Source organism: Enterobacter sp. Cy-643 (assembly GCF_011752815.1).
Taxonomy (GTDB): domain Bacteria; phylum Pseudomonadota; class Gammaproteobacteria; order Enterobacterales; family Enterobacteriaceae; genus Cedecea.
Genome location: NZ_VWWV01000004.1, coordinates 67,955 through 84,594, shown reverse-complemented (window position 1 = coordinate 84,594; position 16,640 = coordinate 67,955). Strand labels below are relative to the sequence as shown.

Annotated in this window: 13 protein-coding genes; 8 read left to right on the top strand and 5 right to left on the bottom strand. The window is 55.5% G+C overall.

The window, feature by feature from the left end; genetic code table 11:
- Positions 1-25: 25 nt before the first annotated feature.
- Entirely contained in the window at positions 26-1,021 is a 996-nt protein-coding gene (locus tag F3J29_RS16415; RefSeq protein WP_166867653.1) for an acyltransferase, read from the top strand.
- On the opposite strand, the gene F3J29_RS16410 is transcribed toward F3J29_RS16415, so the two are convergent.
- The 4 genes from F3J29_RS16410 to xylA all read right to left on the bottom strand — a co-directional run bounded on the left by F3J29_RS16410 (position 1,018) and on the right by xylA (position 5,555).
- Entirely contained in the window at positions 1,018-1,941 is a 924-nt protein-coding gene (locus tag F3J29_RS16410) for a GlxA family transcriptional regulator (protein WP_166867651.1), read from the bottom strand. The genes F3J29_RS16415 and F3J29_RS16410 overlap by 4 nt on opposite strands.
- Complete coding sequence (locus F3J29_RS16405; protein ID WP_166867650.1) at positions 1,932-2,480, bottom strand: isochorismatase family protein; 549 nt, start codon at positions 2,478-2,480, stop codon at positions 1,932-1,934. The genes F3J29_RS16410 and F3J29_RS16405 overlap by 10 nt, the downstream gene beginning before the upstream one ends.
- A 252-nt stretch (positions 2,481-2,732) precedes the next feature.
- Positions 2,733-4,187, bottom strand: a complete 1,455-nt coding sequence (gene xylB, locus F3J29_RS16400; protein WP_166867648.1) for a xylulokinase — start codon at positions 4,185-4,187, stop codon at positions 2,733-2,735.
- A 45-nt stretch (positions 4,188-4,232) separates the two neighbouring features.
- Positions 4,233-5,555, bottom strand: a complete 1,323-nt coding sequence (gene xylA, locus F3J29_RS16395; RefSeq protein WP_166867646.1) for a xylose isomerase — start codon at positions 5,553-5,555, stop codon at positions 4,233-4,235.
- A gap of 370 nt (positions 5,556-5,925) precedes the next feature.
- Between xylA and xylF the strand changes: the two genes are divergently transcribed.
- The 4 genes from xylF (at position 5,926) to xylR (ending at position 10,958) form a co-directional block, all read left to right on the top strand.
- Positions 5,926-6,918 (top strand): D-xylose ABC transporter substrate-binding protein, encoded by a 993-nt coding sequence (gene xylF, locus F3J29_RS16390; RefSeq protein ID WP_166867644.1) that lies wholly within the window; start codon positions 5,926-5,928, stop codon positions 6,916-6,918.
- A gap of 50 nt (positions 6,919-6,968) precedes the next feature.
- Positions 6,969-8,510, top strand: a complete 1,542-nt coding sequence (locus F3J29_RS16385; RefSeq protein ID WP_166867643.1) for a xylose ABC transporter ATP-binding protein — start codon at positions 6,969-6,971, stop codon at positions 8,508-8,510.
- A complete protein-coding gene (gene xylH, locus F3J29_RS16380; RefSeq protein WP_166867641.1) occupies positions 8,488-9,669 on the top strand; it encodes a xylose ABC transporter permease XylH in 1,182 nt (393 codons plus the stop codon). The genes F3J29_RS16385 and xylH overlap by 23 nt, the downstream gene beginning before the upstream one ends.
- A 110-nt stretch (positions 9,670-9,779) precedes the next feature.
- Positions 9,780-10,958 carry a D-xylose utilization transcriptional activator XylR gene (gene xylR / locus F3J29_RS16375; RefSeq protein WP_166867640.1) on the top strand — a complete coding sequence of 393 codons (1,179 nt, stop codon included), beginning with the start codon at positions 9,780-9,782 and terminating at the stop codon, positions 10,956-10,958.
- Positions 10,959-11,018: 60 nt separating this feature from the next.
- Here xylR and F3J29_RS16370 read toward each other — a convergent pair whose 3' ends face one another.
- Positions 11,019-11,855, bottom strand: a complete 837-nt coding sequence (locus F3J29_RS16370; protein ID WP_166867638.1) for a protein bax — start codon at positions 11,853-11,855, stop codon at positions 11,019-11,021.
- 347 nt (positions 11,856-12,202) lie between these two features.
- Here F3J29_RS16370 and F3J29_RS16365 point away from each other — a divergent pair, with 347 nt between their 5' ends.
- From F3J29_RS16365 to avtA, 3 genes are all read left to right on the top strand, one after another.
- Positions 12,203-12,958 (top strand): hypothetical protein, encoded by a 756-nt coding sequence (locus F3J29_RS16365; protein ID WP_166867637.1) that lies wholly within the window; start codon positions 12,203-12,205, stop codon positions 12,956-12,958.
- 118 nt (positions 12,959-13,076) lie between these two features.
- Complete coding sequence (locus F3J29_RS16360) at positions 13,077-15,107, top strand: alpha-amylase (protein ID WP_166867636.1); 2,031 nt, start codon at positions 13,077-13,079, stop codon at positions 15,105-15,107.
- A 243-nt stretch (positions 15,108-15,350) separates the two neighbouring features.
- On the top strand, positions 15,351-16,604 hold the full coding sequence (avtA, locus tag F3J29_RS16355) for a valine--pyruvate transaminase (protein ID WP_039289038.1): 1,254 nt from the start codon (positions 15,351-15,353) through the stop codon (positions 16,602-16,604).
- Positions 16,605-16,640 lie beyond the last annotated feature (36 nt).

Genomic DNA, 16,640 nt, shown 5'->3' with positions numbered 1-16,640 from the left:
TAAGCAAACGGGTTCAGAGGAACGAATGCAGCAAAAAATAAACTGGATAGATAACCTTCGGGGCATCGCCTGCCTGATGGTAGTCATGATCCACACCACGACCTGGTACATCACGAATCCACACACCGTCACTGCGTTCAGCTGGGACTTTTCCAACGTTCTGAACTCGGCTTCTCGCGTTAGCGTCCCGCTGTTTTTCATGATCTCTGGATACCTGTTTTTTGGTGAACGCAGCGCGCAGCAGCGCCACTTCCTACGGATAGCCAGCTGCCTGCTGTTTTATAGCGCCATTGCGCTGCTGTATATCTGGCTGTTTACCCCCATCAGCACCGGCCTTGCGCTACGCTACATCCTGGTCAAGCCTGTGTTCTATCACCTGTGGTTTTTCTTCGCGATTATGGTGATTTACCTGCTTTCACCGCTGATTCAGGTGAAGAAGGTCAGCGCCGTGACAATTCTGGGGCTGATGGTGCTGCTCGGCGTGGTGGCCAACCCCAACACGGTACCGCAGACGTTAGGCAATATGCGCTGGCTACCCGTTAACCTTTATATAAACGGTGACACCTTCTATTACGTGCTTTATGGGCTGCTTGGCCGGGCGATTGGGATGCTCGATACCCAAAGAAAAGGTGTGAGTGGCCTGGCGGGCAGCCTGTTTGTGATTTGCGTCATCGCCATTGCGCTGGGCACGCATCGGCTGTTGGAAATCAACAAAAACTTCGCCGAAACCTTTTACGTCTACTGCGGCCCGCTGGTGTTTATCGCCGCCATCAGCCTGCTGGTCGTCGCCAAAAACTGCCTGAACCAGCGCCCGCTGCCCGGCCTGACGTTTATCTCACGCTACTCGCTGGGTATTTACGGGTTTCATGCGCTGATTATCCATTACCTGCGCACCCATAATATCGAGCTGACCCACTGGCCGGTGCTGGATATTCTGTGGATCTTCGGCGCGACCCTGGCGGGCAGCCTGCTGCTGGCCGTTGGCGTTGGAAAGCTCGATCGCAAAAAGCTGGTGAGCTAAGCGTCGCGGCTCCGGCCTCTGGCTCGATGGAACTGGCGCAAAGAGGAAAACCCGGCGGCGCTGGCCGCCTGTTCCATACGCTGCCCCTGCTGCAGCCGCTGTTCCGCCACCGCCAGCCGCAGTTGCTCCAGATAGTCGCGTACGGAAATGCCCAGGTGGTGCTGAAACAGGCGGGATAAATGTCGGGGACTAACGTGCACCCGGTTAGCAATTTCCGGGATCGGCCAGGCCGCCTCAGGCGCAGCCGAGAGCAGATCCTGCGCACGATGCACCGCCGGATGAATGTGGTTCCGGTAACGGAGCCAGGGCGAAAGCTGCGGGTCGTCACCCGAGCGGCGGAACCAGACCACCATCTCTCTGGCAACATCGAGTGCCATCCGCGGGCCGCAGTAGCGGTTAATCAAATGCAAAGCGAGATCGATCCCCGATGTAATCCCTGCGCTGGTCCAGATGCCCCTGTCTTCCACAAAAATGCGGTTATCTTTCACCTGCGCGCCCGGCGCAGCGGCTTTCAGCCTTTCAAGCACGTCATGGTGCGTTGTGCACTGAATACCGTGCATCAAACCCGCGCGGGCTGCCAACAATGCCCCGGAACAAACGCACATCAGAGTAAGCTGCTGGCTGTGGATCTGCGGCTGCAGGCGGGTTAACCAGCACCGGACGTCTTCCGCCTGCGGTGTGGCAAAGAATCGGTTTGAATCGCATACGCCGGGCAGCACCAGCAGGCTCCCGGCGGGAAGGTTGTCGGGTAACGGCTGAATGCCGCTGAACGTCAGGCCGATAGAGGTTTCGACCTCAGGGTCCGGGCCAATGTAGTGCAGATCAAACGCGTTCCTCGCCAGCACCAGCGTTTCCGCCGGGCCGCTCAGATCGAGGGACAAAACCCCCGGCAGCACCACAAACCAGACCCCTACACGCATTCCAGCGACTCCAGGCACTCGGCTACAGTTTGAATTTCGGCGAACCGCCCTGCCAGCACGGTTTCCGTGCGGTGGCGTAGGGTGACGGCGTCCAGCGTAACGCCTTTCCAGCTCATCGGGAAGGTCAGCATCGCCTCGCTAACAAAAGAAACCCGGTATCCCAAGTCTGACGCCACCCGCGCGGTAGTTTCGCAGCATTGCTCGGTACGGATCCCACAGATAATCAGACGGTTGATGTCTCGCACACGGAGCCAATGATCCAGTCCGGTATCGGTAAAGGCGTTATGGACATGTTTCTGAAAACTGACCGCTGGCTGATGGCGTAAAAATGGCATCGGCGTAACAAACCCGGAGGCCAGCGAAAAGACATCATCTTCATCCACATGGAAGATATCCACCACCGGCACGCCTTTCTGCTGGCAGCCCGTAATAAGCTCTAGCATCGCCCGCTGGAATGCAGGGACATCGTCCTCCTGCCAGTAATTCCGGTGGAAGAAGGACCGTTGGGTATCAATATTGATCAGGGCTGAACGAGACATTTTCGGACTCCTTGCTAGTGAGGTTAAAACCATTCTGACAAGGGAAGCCGCGGATGATAAGACCAAAAACGGACAGGATGATGTTGGTTTGAGACGATGAACGGCTCGCTGTACGTCCGGCATCTTCTTCAACCGCAATTTGTGCCCTCAGCCTAATCCTCTCCCTGGAAGGGAGAGGGAATAAACAAGATTTCCCATGGCTTTTGTTTTCTCCCTCTCCCCTTTGGAGTGAGGGGAAGATGAACACGACGCTCAGGACATCAGCGGCAGCAGCTGCTGATAAATCTGATTAAAGACCTGTCGGCGCCCGGCATAGCGCTGGTGGCGAGCCAAATCAGGCTGATGCCTTTGTTCCAGCGGTGGCTGAGGCAACAGAGCCTGCAAAGACTGGCCCGGTGAGAGCGCAATTTGCGCCAGGCGCGCCGCCCCAAGCGCGGGCCCAACGTCGCCGCCGGTCCGGTAGTCCAGCACCTGGCCGCTGATATCCGCCAGCATCTGGCGCCAGTACGGGCTACGTGCGCCGCCGCCAATCAGCGTGACGCTGTCCGGCGTAATCCCGCATTCGTGCACAACGTCCATGCCGTCCGCCAGCGCGTAGCCCACGCCTTCCAGCACCGCACGGGCAAGCTCGGCGGGGCCGTGCTGGTGGGTCAGACCAAAAAAGGTGCCTTTAGCCTGCGGGTTATTGTGCGGCGTACGCTCACCAGAAAGATAAGGCAGGAACCAAACCACGCCAGCATCCTGACTGGCCTGCTCCGCCGCCGCCAGTAGAGCCGGTACGCTGCCGAGGCCAGTAAGCTTAGCTGCCCAGTCAAGACAGGAGGCCGCACTGAGCATCACGGACATCAAATGCCAGCGGTTGGGTAACGCATGGCAAAAACTGTGTACTGCACTTTCCGGCCTGCTGCGGAAACCGTCGCTGATGGCAAAATAAACCCCGGATGTGCCGAGCGAGAGCATCGCCTGCCCGGCATCAACCATGCCGACACCGATCGCGCCAGCGGCATTATCGCCCCCGCCTGCAACAACGGGCACTGCAGGCATTTTCCAGGCCTCTGCGACTTCACGCGTTAGCACCCCGGTGATTTCACTGCCCTCAAACAATTCAGGCATATGCCGCCGGGAAAGGCGACAGGCGTCGAGCATCGTGTCGCTCCAGTCGCGCTTAGCGACATCCAGCCACATCGTGCCTGCCGCATCGGACATGTCGCTGGCGAATTCTCCGGTCATTCTCAGACGCAGATAATCCTTCGGCAGCAGCACCTTATTGATTTGTGCAAAGATCTCCGGCTCATGACGCTCGACCCACAAAAGCTTAGGCGCGGTAAAACCGGGCATCATCAGGTTGCCGGTTATCGCTCTTGCCTCTTCTACGTTGCTCTCCAGCAGCGCACATTCCTCGCCGCTGCGGCCATCGTTCCAAAGGATAGCCGGGCGAAGTACGCGCTGTTTGCTGTCCAGCAACGTTGCCCCATGCATCTGACCCGCAAGACCAATCGCCTGTACACCGCTGAGTGCATGTTTCACGCCCAACGCCCGCATTGCACGGTCCGTTGCCTGCCACCAGTGTTCGGGATCTTGCTCAGACCACAGGGAATAAGGCCGGGATACAGTCAGCGGCTCGCTGCATGTAGCCATCACCTCACCTGCTTCACTGAGCAGGATCGCCTTCACGCCTGAGGTGCCAAGATCGATGCCGATATACATGGTAGCTCCTTAATATCGCGCCGCTTTTCAGCGGCGCAGGCAAGTTTAGTTATCGAACAAATAGTGGTTGATCAGGTTTTCCAGCTGCTCCTGATGCCCGCTTTGATGCTGCGGAGCCAGCTTGTGCTGCTCAGCGTACTGCGCCAGCTGCGTGAGCGATATCTGCCCTTTAAGAATTTGCTGGCCCAGCTCACTATTCCACCCGGCATAGCGTTTGGCGACACGTTTATCAAGCTCACCGTCTTCAACCATGCGGGCAGCCACTTTCAGCGCCAGCGCCATCGTATCCATGGCGCCGATATGACCATAGAACAGGTCATATTTGTCAGTGCTCTGGCGGCGCACTTTGGCGTCGAAGTTCAGGCCACCGGTCGTGAACCCGCCAGCTTTCAGGATCTCGTACATCACCAGCGCATTTTCCTCGACGCTGTTCGGGAACTGATCGGTATCCCAGCCCAGCTGCGGATCGCCGCGGTTAGCATCCACCGAGCCAAAAATACCCAGTGCAATCGCGCTGGCGATTTCGTGGTGGAATGAGTGACCGGCGAGCGTCGCGTGGTTAGCCTCAATGTTTACCTTTATCTCTTTTTCGAGACCAAACTGCTTCAGGAAGCCGTAGACCGTCGCCACGTCGAAATCGTACTGATGCTTGGTCGGTTCCTGCGGCTTCGGTTCGATAAGCAATGTGCCGCGGAATCCAATTTTATGCTTGTGCTCAACGACCATTTGCATGAAGCGCCCGATTTGCTCACGCTCCTGCCGTAGGTCGGTATTCAGCAGGGTTTCATACCCTTCACGCCCGCCCCATAGCACATAGTTTTCCCCGCCAAGTTGATGGGTGGCGTTCATTGCCGTCACGACTTGCGTCGCCGCCCAGGTAAACACTTCGGGATCGGGATTCGTTGCTGCCCCAGCGCCGTAGCGGGGGTGGGTAAAGCAGTTAGCCGTGCCCCACAGCAGCTTCACGCCGCTGTCCTGCTGTTTTTGCGCCAGGACTTCCGTCATCTGTGCAAAATTGTTCAGGTATTCCTTCAGCGACGCGCCTTCTGGCGACACATCAACATCATGAAAACAGTAATACGGCACGCCCAGTTTCTGGAAAAACTCAAACGCCACATCGGCCTTGCGCTTCGCAAGCGCCATCGCGTCTCCGGCCTGCTGCCACGGGCGTTCAAAAGCGCCCACGCCAAACATATCCGCGCCCGTCCAGCAGAATGTGTGCCAGTAGCAGGCCGCAAAACGCAGGTGCTCTTCCATGCGTTTTCCAAGAATTAATGCATCCGGATTGTAGTGACGAAACGCCAGTGGGTTGGTGGTTTTAGGGCCTTCGAAACGTACGCGATCGAGTTGGTCGAAATAAGCTTGCATAGTTAACTCCGTCATCAGAAAACTGCGGCAGGATAGCTGGTCAGCTCATCCTGAATTTTCCCTGACGGTTGCTCAATTACGTTATTTCACTCTTGGATTGAGAGAATACTCAAATGTGCGTCACCTCGCAAAAAACGAATAAAATAATAAATAAACATCGCGTAACCGCCTCCATAAATTAGTGCAACAGGCAGGCCATTCAATATGAAATCAGATCGCCATCATAATTTTACGATTAAACAAAAAAACATAACGCGAAGATAAAAATCAGTAATTGATGCTTTCTGCATGAACGATAACAATTCAAATCGGCTGCTGATATGAATCACTCTTTATTCCGATAAGACACTTTCCCCTACAGGTAAATAACATGAAGATAAAGAACCTCTTAGTCACGATATGCGCCTCACTTATCCTGACCAGCGTAAGCGGCATCGCAAAAGAAGTGAAAATCGGTATGGCGATTGACGACCTTCGCCTGGAGCGCTGGCAAAAAGATCGCGATATTTTTGTGAAAAAAGCGGAATCGTTAGGGGCGAAAGTTTTTGTCCAGTCCGCCAATGGCAACGAAGAAACCCAGATGTCGCAAATTGAAAATATGATTAACCGCGGCGTTGATGTATTGGTCATTATTCCCTACAACGGCCAGGTATTAAGCAACGTGGTAGCAGAAGCCAAACGCGAAGGCATTAAAGTGCTCGCCTACGACCGCATGATTAATAATGCTGATATTGATTTTTATCTTTCTTTCGACAATGAAAAAGTCGGTGAATTACAAGCAAAAAGCATCGTGAGTAAAGTGCCTCAAGGGAACTATTTCTTAATGGGCGGTTCGCCGGTGGATAATAATGCAAAATTATTCCGCGCCGGGCAGATGAAAGTATTAAAGCCTTATATCGACGATGGGAAAATTAACGTCGTCGGCGATCAGTGGGTTGACGGCTGGCTGCCGGAAAACGCACTGAAAATTATGGAAAATGCCCTGACGGCGAACAATAACAAGATTGATGCCGTAGTCGCGTCTAACGACGCCACTGCGGGCGGCGCAATCCAGGCGCTTAGCGCACAAGGGCTGGCAGGGAAAGTCGCTATTTCAGGCCAGGATGCCGATCTCGCTGGCATTAAGCGCATTATTGCCGGCACCCAAACAATGACCGTCTATAAGCCTATTACCAAACTGGCCGATACCGCCGCTGAAATTGCCGTCGAGTTGGGTGAAGGTAAACAACCGGCTGCAGATGCCACATTAAATAATGGCTTGAAAGATGTTCCCTCCCGCCTCCTGACGCCTATTGAGGTGGAAAAAACCAATATCGACAGCACCGTTATCGCCGATGGTTTCCACAAAAAAAGCGATCTGTAGCCACCTAGCCCGCGTATATGCGGGCCTTCTCTTTCACCAGGAGGAGCCTAATGCCTCATTTGTTGGAAATGAAAAACATCACCAAATCCTTTGGGCCAGTAAAAGCCGTGGATAACGTGAGTCTGGCCCTGGACGCTGGAGAAGTCATGTCGCTGTGCGGTGAAAATGGTTCGGGTAAATCCACGCTGATGAAAGTGCTGTGCGGTATTTACGCTCACGGCAGCTATGAAGGTGAGATCTGGTTTGCCGGTGAACTGCTTCAGGCAAACCATATTCGCGATACTGAACGCAAAGGCATCGCCATCATTCATCAGGAACTGGCGCTGGTGAAGCATCTTACGGTGCTGGAAAACATCTTCCTGGGCGTAGAGATTACGCATCGCGGCCTGCTGGACTTCGATGCCATGACGCTGCGCTGCCAGAAGCTACTTGCCCAGGTGAACCTGACGATGTCTCCGGAAACACGTGTGGGCGACCTGGGGCTGGGGCAGCAGCAATTGGTTGAGATCGCGAAGGCGCTGAACAAGCAGGTTCGGTTGCTTATTCTGGACGAACCCACCGCCTCGCTCACCGAGCAGGAAACCGCCGTGCTGCTCGGGATTATTCGCGATCTGCAGGCGCACGGCATCGCCTGCATTTATATCTCCCACAAGCTTAATGAAGTGAAAGCCATTTCCGACACCATCTGTGTCATTCGCGACGGGCAGCCCATTGGCACTCGTGAGGCGAAGCAGATGAGCGAGGACGATATCATCACCATGATGGTTGGCCGGGAACTGACCGCGCTGTACCCCAGCGAACCACACCAAACCGGCGATGAGGTCCTGCGCGTCGAACACCTGACCGCATGGCATCCGGTCAACCGGCACATCAAGCGGGTCAACGATGCCTCTTTTTCTCTGCGAAAAGGGGAAATTCTGGGCATTGCCGGGCTGGTCGGCGCTGGCAGAACCGAAGCGGTGCAGTGCCTGTTTGGCGTCTGGCAGGGGCGCTGGGAAGGGAATATCTACATCGACGGGCAGCAGGTTCATATCAATAACTGTCAGCAGGCTATCGCTCACGGCATCGCCATGGTGCCGGAAGACCGTAAGAAGGACGGCATCGTGCCGGTCATGGCCGTAGGGCAAAACATCACGCTTGCCGCATTGGGTCAGTTTACTGGCGCACTGAGCCACCTGGATGAAGCGCAAGAGCAGCACTGTATGCTGCAGTCGTTGAGTCGCCTGAAAGTCAAAACGTCATCACCCAGCCTGGCGATTGGCCGCCTGAGCGGTGGGAACCAGCAAAAAGCAATTCTTGCCCGCTGCCTGCTGCTCAATCCACGCATTCTGATACTCGATGAACCCACGCGAGGCATCGACATTGGTGCGAAGTACGAGATCTACAAGCTTATCAATCAACTGGTACAGCAGGGGATCGCCGTCATTGTCATCTCCTCTGAACTGCCGGAAGTACTCGGCCTGAGCGACCGCGTGCTGGTGATGCATGAGGGCCGCATAAAAGCCGATTTGATTAACCATAATCTGACCCAGGAAAAGGTCATGGAAGCCGCCCTGAGGAGTGACCCCCATGTCGAAAAGCAATTTGTCTGAAATGAAAATGACGGCACCAGGCCGCGGCTCCGTTGGGGCATTAAAATCGCTGAATCTGCAGGTTTTTGTCATGATTGCCGCTATTTTGGTCATCATGTTGTTCTTCACCTGGCAGACGGACGGCGCCTACCTGAGCGCCCGCAACGTCTCCAACCTGCTTCGGCAAACGGCCATTACCGGCATCCTGGCGGTGGGGATGGTGTTTGTCATTATTTCGGCTGAAATAGACCTCTCGGTTGGTTCAATGATGGGTCTTCTGGGCGGCGTAGCGGCTATTTTTGACGTCTGGCTCGGCTGGCCTCTGCCACTCACGATTGTTGTCACGCTGGCCCTCGGCCTGATTCTCGGGGCATGGAACGGATGGTGGGTTGCCTATCGCAAAGTCCCCTCCTTTATCGTCACGCTCGCGGGCATGCTGGCGTTCCGGGGCATTCTGATCGGTATCACCAATGGCACCACCGTGTCGCCGACCAGCGGTGCCATGTCTCAAATTGGGCAAAGCTACCTGCCAGACGGCATTGGCTTTATTGTTGGCGTTCTTGGGTTGATGGGTTTTGTCGCCTGGCAGTGGCGGCTTCGTATGCGTCGCCAGGCTCTGGGCCTTGCTACGCCCGCGTCGGGGGGTGTGGTTGGCCGGCAGGCCATCACCGCAGTCATCGTGCTTGGAGCCATCTGGCTACTGAACGATTATCGCGGCGTCCCCACGCCGGTGCTGATCCTTGCGCTGCTCCTGCTCGCCGGGATGTTTATGGCCACCCGAACCGCGTTTGGCCGCCGCATCTACGCCATTGGCGGCAATATTGATGCTGCGCGCCTGTCGGGAATAAACGTCGAGCGTACCAAGCTGGCCGTGTTTGCTATAAACGGCCTGATGGTGGCGATTGCCGGGCTGATCCTTAGCTCGCGCCTCGGGGCAGGTTCACCTTCCGCCGGGAATATCGCCGAACTGGATGCCATCGCCGCCTGCGTCATCGGAGGAACCAGCCTGGCTGGCGGCATAGGCAGCGTCGCCGGGGCGGTGATGGGGGCATTTATTATGGCTTCGCTCGACAACGGCATGAGCATGATGGACGTCCCGACCTTCTGGCAGTACATCGTCAAAGGCGCCATTTTGCTGCTCGCGGTGTGGATGGATTCTGCGACCAAACGCCGGGCGTAATAGGCCTGCCGGGCAAAACGTGCAAACGATCACACTGCCGGGGTGGCGTTCCCCGGCTCGCTCGCGGCTGTGGTATTCAGACATCAGGTTAGCTACGGGAAACTATTGGCATGTTTGAGAAACGTCATCGCATCACGCTGTTATTCAACGCCAATAAAGTCTATGACCGCCAGGTGGTTGAAGGCGTGGGGGAATATTTGCAGGCCTCTCAGTCAGAATGGGATATTTTTATCGAAGAGGACTTTCGCGCCCGGATCGATAATATCAAGGAGTGGCTGGGCGACGGCGTGATTGCCGATTTTGACGATCGGGAGATTGAACACTTGCTGGAAGGCGCAGACGTTCCGATTGTCGGCGTCGGTGGCTCCTACCACACGCCGGAGCACTATCCCGCAGTGCATTACATCGCGACCGACAACCACGCGCTGGTGGAAAGCGCCTTCCTGCACCTGAAAGAGAAAGGCGTGCAGCGTTTTGCGTTTTATGGGTTGCCCGGCTCGAGCGGCAAACGCTGGGCCGCCGAGCGCGAGCACGCTTTTCGTCAGCTGGTAGCGAAGGAGAAGTACCGGGGCGTGGTTTATCAGGGCATCGAAACGGCGCCAGAAAACTGGCAGCACGCCCAAAACCGCCTGGCGGACTGGGTACAAACGCTGCCGCCGCAAACCGGCATTATTGCGGTCACGGACGCCCGCGCCCGCCACCTGCTGCAGGTCTGTGAGCACCTGCATATCCCCGTCCCGGAAAAGCTTTGCGTGATCGGCATCGATAACGAGGAGTTGACCCGTTATTTATCGCGGGTTGCGCTCTCATCGGTGGCGCAGGGCACGCGCCAGATGGGCTATCAGGCGGCCAAACTGCTGCATCGCCTGCTGGACAGCGAAATCCTGCCGCTGCAGCGCGTACTGGTGCCGCCGGTGAGGGTTGTGGAACGCCGCTCCACGGATTATCGCTCGCTGCACGACCCGGCGGTGATCCAGGCGATGCATTACATCCGCAATCACGCCTGCAAGGGAATTAAAGTCGAGCAAGTGCTGGATGCGGTCGGGATCTCACGTTCGAACCTGGAGAAACGTTTTAAAGAAGAGGTCGGCGAGACGATTCACGCGGTGATTCACGCCGAAAAACTGGAAAAAGCGCGCAGCCTGCTGATTTCAACCTCTTTATCTATCAATGAAATATCACAGATGTGCGGCTACCCATCTTTGCAATATTTCTATTCGGTATTTAAAAAAGAGTATGACGCCACGCCTAAAGAACACCGCGATCGCTTTAGTGAAATTTTAGTTTAAACCTCTAAATAACAATGCCCTCCGAAGAGGGCATTGTTTATTTCATTCAGGCAATGATAATTAATTCGGCAGCATTAAACGCTGATTGCTCTGATACATCGCGAACAGGAAATTATTATAACTTGAGCCTTTCGCCGAATACCCTTTCAGCTTGTGAATCATATTATTAGCCGTCACTTCCTGATCCGCTTTGCGCAGCTTGGCGCGCTCTTTACGGAACGAAGAATAGGCCGGATGGGTATTCAGGTTAGCGACGTAAGCATTCACGCCTTCATTCAGAGAGCCGTAATGCAGGTAGCCTTTCACTTTGCCCGGCTCGCTGTTGCAATGGCGCTTAGTGCACTTCATGCCAAACAGGTTGTTGTTGCTGCGGGCAAGTTTAGATGTGCCCCAGCCGCTTTCCGCCGCGGCCATTGTCGCCACCATATTGGTAGGAATGATATCGACTTTTTCCAGCAGGCTGTTCCACGGCACACGGTTGGTGTTGCCGCGCCACGCCACCTTGTAACGCTGGGTGATTTCTTTCAGACGTGCACGCTCAGTTGGCGACCAGCGCTTCTCGTACTGCTTTGAAATCAACCAGTTACGGTCGGCAGTTATCGCTGCATTTTGGCGGGTAATATATGGCATGACCGTCCGGAGAAACGCTTTTTTCCTTGGTGTCCCGGAAGGGTATTTTCGCAAATCAGGAAGCGAACCATTTTCACTATTGCGAGAATACTCTTTTTTACTACTTGCCAGTTTACTGCTTACCGCTTTCTTGCTGCTTACTTTCGTTATGTGGGCTTTGCTGTGCGATTTAGGCTCATGTTTACTGGCGAGCGCGTGACTTGAAAAGCCCACGGTCAGCAGCATGAGTATCGCGGCCCCGAATCGTCGAAATGGGGGTGATATCATTAGCTCTCCTGGTCGGATCGATCGTTTCCAGTGCCTTATTTTTTAAAAGGTTTTAGAAAAATAGAGGCGAATTATATCAAAATTAACCGCTCAGAGCACCTTTAGAAATAGTACTATTCCGAAACAATGTCACCCTGGAACTTCTTATGGTGATAAAAAGTATTGTAAAATTCGGGGCTTAATCACACTTCGCGGCACAGCAAAAAAATGCACGTCGAAGGATGATTCCCGCGTTTAGAGAGTGAGATTATTGGTTATATTTTTAAGGTGGCGGCGGCAATAGCCTGGCGGCGGTACGACCGGGATTAAGGCGCTCAAATAACATTTGATACAGGAAAACTGGCAACATGAGCCTGGTGCAGAACCTGATAAAAAAAGCCTTTGCGACGGCGAACGCTAACGAAGCCGCTAGCTTCCTTGCCAGCGCATGCAACCGTATGAAAGCGCATAATAAAGAGCAGATTCAGGCCGAAGTTAGCGCGGCATTAGTCAACGTTAATCTCGTTCGTATCAGTGAAAAACCGCCGCAAACCAAAACGGTTTACCAGGACTCGCCAGAAACACTCCGTCGCCTGAAAGAAGCTGAGTCACTCTCCACCAGCCTGCTTGCCCAGCTGCGAGAAGCCCAGCAGCGCTCCGCTCAGGGTAACACCGTAGAAACAACCGCCCGTCTGCAAAGATATGAAAAACAGGTCGCGGAGCTCCAGAAAGCGCTGAATATCAGCCAGGAAATGCACCTGAAAGAATCCGCTCTGGTGCGCAGCGTGATGCAGCGGGAAATCGACGAGCTGAAAAGCCTGCTGAACCGTCAGAAAGAGTCCGGCTCCGACCAGCTTGAGACACATCAGCGGGAAAAGGCCGAGCTGCATCAGCGCCTGGAAGCCGCCGACGAACTGATTAAAACCCAGCAGGAAGCGCGCTACAAAGCGGAAGCGGAAGTGGCTCACCTGCACGAAAAACTCGAGAATCTGCGCGCCGATAACCATTACAGCTTTGAGCAGTGTGAAACCCTGAATGCCAGGCTCACCAAAACAATTGATGAGCTACTCGCCACCCGCAACACGCTGAGCGCGCACTTCGGCCACTGGTTAACGAACAAATAAAAACGTTAACGCCGTCACTCACCCCGGCGGCTACACCCTGCAAAACGCATGGGCAGGATGAGCGCATGTTTTCAGGGGCATGGCAAACTGCGCAATAAACCCTCGCTGGATGATGCGTATGAAACGACTTTCTCTTTGCCTGTTGTTCACGCCCTGCCTGGCATACGCGGGCTGGAACGCGCCTGGGCTTTCTCCTTTTCAGGCCACGAGTCCCGGCCTGTTTGCCAGCTCAACACGCCTCGATAAAGGCTCTATTCCCCTCAGGCTGACGCTGGATAATCAATGCTGGCAGCCCTCAGAGACCATCAAACTTAATCAGGTGCTGTCCCTGACGCCTTGCGCCGGAGATTCCCCGATGTGGCGGCTTTTTCGCACCGGAGAGTACCTGGCGCAAATAGATACCCGCAGCGGGACGCCAACGCTGATGCTGACCCTTCAGCCGGAGGCCAGCGGTCAGCCCCAGCAAGCTGTCGCGCAGTGCCCGAAATGGGACGGAAAGCCGCTCACCGTTGAGGTCAGCAGCACCTTCCCGGAAGGTGCACTGGTGCGGGATTTCTACAGCGGGAATACGGCAAAGGTTGAGCAGGGCCGCATCATACTCATGCCCGCGGCCGGAAGCGGCGGTTTATTGCTGCTGGAGTCTGCCGCCGTGGAGAAGCCGGCCCCGTTTAGCTGGCGGAATGCGACGGTCTATTTCGTTCTCACCGACCGTTTTGAAAACGGCAACCCGGCTAACGACCACAGCTATGGCCGCCACAAAGACGGCATGCAGGAGATAGGTACCTTCCACGGCGGAGATCTCGCCGGGCTGACCAGCAAGCTGGATTACCTGCAGCAGCTTGGCGTGAACGCGCTCTGGATAAGCTCCCCGCTGGAGCAAATACACGGCTGGGTGGGCGGTGGCACCAAAGGCGATTTCCCCCACTATGCCTACCACGGCTATTACACTCAGGACTGGACCAAGCTTGATGCCAACATGGGTAACGAAGCCGATCTCCGTCAACTGGTGGATGAAGCCCATCAGCGCGGGATCCGCATTCTGTTTGACGTCGTGATGAATCACACCGGATACGCGACGCTCGCCGACATGCAGGAGTACCAGTTTGGCGCCCTCTATCTCAAAGGCGATGAACTTAAAAAAAACCTCGGCGAGCGCTGGACTGACTGGAAGCCAGCGCCGGGACAAAGCTGGCACAGCTTTAACGATTACATCAACTTCAGCGACAAGGCCGCGTGGGATAAGTGGTGGGGCAAAGCCTGGATCAGAACGGATATTGGCGATTACGACAATCCCGGCTTTGATGACTTAACGATGTCGCTCGCCTTCCTGCCCGATTTGAAAACCGAAGCGACCGCTCCGGCAGAATTACCGGTGTTTTACCGCCACAAGCCGGATACCGCCGCGAGCGCGATACCCGGCTACACGGTTCGCGATTACCTGACTCACTGGCTAAGTCAGTGGGTACGTGACTACGGCATTGATGGCTTCAGGGTCGATACGGCAAAACACGTCGAAAAAGCGGCCTGGCAGCAATTAAAAACACAGTCCAGCGCGGCACTGGCCGAATGGAAGCGGGCCAACCCGGACAAAAAAATCGATGACGCACCATTCTGGATGACCGGCGAAGCCTGGGGCCACGGCGTGATGAAAAGCGATTACTACGCCAGCGGCTTCGACGCGATGATCAACTTCGACTATCAGGAACAGGCGGCCAAAGCGGTAGATTGCCTGGCCACGATTGACCCAACCTGGCAGCAAATGTCAGACAAACTCCAGCAATTCAACGTGCTGAGCTACCTCTCCTCCCACGATACCCGTCTGTTCCGGGAAGGCGGACAAAAAGCGGCGGAGCTGTTGCTGCTCACGCCAGGCACGGTGCAGATTTTCTACGGGGATGAAACCCAAAGGCCGTTTGGCCCCACGGGCTCTGACCCGCTGCAGGGCACCCGCTCGGACATGAACTGGCAGGATACCACCGGCAAACAGGCCGCAACGCTTGCCCACTGGCAGAAGCTGAGCCAGTTCCGCGCCCGCCACCAGGCTATTGGAGCAGGGAAACAAACCACGTTGAGCGTGAAGCAGGGCTATGCCTTTAGCCGGGTCAGCGGCGCTGACAAAGTGATGGTGGTGTGGGCGGGCAATCCATAGGCGTTAAAGCCCCTCAGCAAGGGAGAAAATAAGCGGTTTATTCCCCTTCCGTGAGGGAGAGGATTAGGGTGAGGGTAATAACGCCACATCCCTGAAAAGAGCGCCCGGCTTCAACATATCCTGCTGCACAGCACAAATCACACAGCATATTCGCCAACAGTGGCTATGCTTACCGGGTTTGCACGGCGTTATTTGTAGCGCTATGGTTAGCCTCTTTTCAAAAGTATTCAGCAGACCCACGTTATGACGTTTTCACTTTTCGGCGATAAATTCACCCGCCATGCAGGCATCACCCGCCTGATGGAGGATCTCAACGACGGCCTGCGCACGCCAGGCGCCATCATGCTTGGCGGCGGCAACCCTGCGCAGATTCCGGCGATGAACGACTACTTCCAGCAGCTGCTTTCCGAGATGCTGGCCAGCGGTAAACTGACCGACACGCTATGCAACTACGACGGTCCGCAGGGGAAAAGTGAACTGCTAAAATTGCTTGCCGGTATGCTGCGCGATGAACTGGGTTGGGACATCGAACCACAGAATATTGCACTAACAAACGGCAGTCAGAGCGCGTTTTTCTACTTGTTTAACCTTTTCGCCGGACGTCATGCGGATGGCCGCACCAAAAAGGTGCTTTTCCCGCTGGCGCCGGAGTACATTGGCTACGCGGATGCAGGGCTGGAAGAGGAGCTCTTTGTCTCCACCCGTCCGAACATCGAACTGCTGCCGGAAGGCCAGTTTAAGTACCACGTAGACTTCGAACATCTGCATATCGGCGAAGATACCGGCATGATCTGCGTCTCTCGCCCGACTAACCCCACCGGCAACGTGATCACCGACGAAGAGCTGATGAAGCTGGACGCGCTGGCGAACCAGCACGGTATTCCGCTGGTGATCGATAACGCCTACGGCGTGCCGTTCCCTGGCATCATCTTCAGCGAAGCCCGCCCGCTGTGGAACCCGAACATCATCCTTTGCATGAGTCTGTCCAAGCTCGGCCTGCCGGGCAGCCGCTGCGGGATAATTATCGCTAACGAGAAAATCATCTCCGCCATCAGCAACATGAACGGCATCATCAGCCTGGCACCGGGCGGCATTGGCCCGGCCATGGCCTGCGAAATGATTAAGCGCAACGATCTGCTGCGCCTGTCCGAAACGGTTATCAAGCCGTTCTACTACCAGCGCGTGCACGAAACTATTGCCGTGATCCGCCGTTATCTGTCGCCGGAACGCTGCCTGATCCATAAGCCAGAAGGCGCTATCTTCCTCTGGCTGTGGTTTAAAGACCTGCCGATCACCACCGAGCTGCTCTACCAGCGCCTGAAAAAGCGCGGCGTGCTGATGGTGCCGGGCGATTACTTCTTCCCGGGGCTGGACAAGCCGTGGCCGCACACGCACCAGTGCATGCGCATGAACTATGTCCCGGAGCCGGAGAAGATCGAGGCGGGGGTAAAAATTCTGGCCGAAGAGATTGAGCGAGCCTGGGCGGAAGCCGAGTAACGAGCAACAATGTAAAACGGGGCGTAATGCCCCGTT

Excerpts from the sequence above, each read along its gene's own strand:
- F3J29_RS16415 (WP_166867653.1), top strand. The coding sequence starts at position 26 with ATGCAGCAAAAAATAAACTGGATAGATAACCTTCGGGGCATCGCCTGC.
- F3J29_RS16410 (WP_166867651.1), bottom strand. The coding sequence starts at position 1,941 with ATGCGTGTAGGGGTCTGGTTTGTGGTGCTGCCGGGGGTTTTGTCCCTC.
- F3J29_RS16405 (WP_166867650.1), bottom strand. The coding sequence starts at position 2,480 with ATGTCTCGTTCAGCCCTGATCAATATTGATACCCAACGGTCCTTCTTC.
- xylB (WP_166867648.1), bottom strand. The coding sequence starts at position 4,187 with ATGTATATCGGCATCGATCTTGGCACCTCAGGCGTGAAGGCGATCCTG.
- xylA (WP_166867646.1), bottom strand. The coding sequence starts at position 5,555 with ATGCAAGCTTATTTCGACCAACTCGATCGCGTACGTTTCGAAGGCCCT.
- xylF (WP_166867644.1), top strand. The coding sequence starts at position 5,926 with ATGAAGATAAAGAACCTCTTAGTCACGATATGCGCCTCACTTATCCTG.
- F3J29_RS16385 (WP_166867643.1), top strand. The coding sequence starts at position 6,969 with ATGCCTCATTTGTTGGAAATGAAAAACATCACCAAATCCTTTGGGCCA.
- xylH (WP_166867641.1), top strand. The coding sequence starts at position 8,488 with ATGTCGAAAAGCAATTTGTCTGAAATGAAAATGACGGCACCAGGCCGC.
- xylR (WP_166867640.1), top strand. The coding sequence starts at position 9,780 with ATGTTTGAGAAACGTCATCGCATCACGCTGTTATTCAACGCCAATAAA.
- F3J29_RS16370 (WP_166867638.1), bottom strand. The coding sequence starts at position 11,855 with ATGATATCACCCCCATTTCGACGATTCGGGGCCGCGATACTCATGCTG.
- F3J29_RS16365 (WP_166867637.1), top strand. The coding sequence starts at position 12,203 with ATGAGCCTGGTGCAGAACCTGATAAAAAAAGCCTTTGCGACGGCGAAC.
- F3J29_RS16360 (WP_166867636.1), top strand. The coding sequence starts at position 13,077 with ATGAAACGACTTTCTCTTTGCCTGTTGTTCACGCCCTGCCTGGCATAC.
- avtA (WP_039289038.1), top strand. The coding sequence starts at position 15,351 with ATGACGTTTTCACTTTTCGGCGATAAATTCACCCGCCATGCAGGCATC.